Source organism: Rosenbergiella sp. YN46, assembly GCF_036620675.1.
Classification (GTDB): Bacteria; Pseudomonadota; Gammaproteobacteria; order Enterobacterales; family Enterobacteriaceae; genus Jejubacter.
In genome coordinates, this window is the sequence record NZ_JAZHEE010000132.1 from 1 (window position 1) to 597 (window position 597).

The 597-nt window shown below is 33.7% G+C and carries 1 protein-coding gene; it reads left to right on the forward strand.

Annotated features, from left to right (window positions below; genetic code table 11):
* On the forward strand, positions 1 to 320 hold a 320-nt coding region (locus V3W49_RS22865), incomplete at its 5' end, for a hypothetical protein (RefSeq protein WP_500148261.1).
* Positions 321 to 597: the final 277 nt, after the last annotated feature.

The window sequence follows — 597 nt, forward strand, 5'->3', positions numbered from 1 at the left end:
GTACACTGATTAGAAAATTAGATCTAAGACTTGATCAGTATGACCCAGGATCATTTATTGTAAAACTCGCTAACAATCTAAATTTAAAGGAAAAAACAAAGCGAGATGCTATAGATTTTTTGAAAAGAGCCGAAGAAAAGGAAATTACTTCTGGAAAGCATCCAGTAGCACTAGCTGCATCATCACTTTATCTTTCTGCTGTAATCAATGGAGAACGATTAAGTCAAAAGAAATTGTCAGAGGAGGCGGGAGTAAGTGACGTAACAATTAGAAATAGAGTAGCTATGATCAAGATTACGCTTGATCTAGACTTTAACTAGGGATGGAATGATTCCGTCAAAGATAGTTTCTTTGAGCATAGTTACAAGATTCATAATTACTTTAATTTGTTCGCGAACAACTTCATTCAAGTCTTCTAGTTTTTTTATCAAGTCAACTACTTTGGTTTGAAGAAAGTTTTTTTGAATTTCTAAACTAGTAACTTGAGATTCTAGTTTAGAGTTTTTTGATTACAGTTGTTCATTTTCTTTGGTTAGTTTTTCTAGTCTTTCTTCCTCAGTAAGACCTGGGAATGGTTCTCTAATTGGCTCTGGTTCC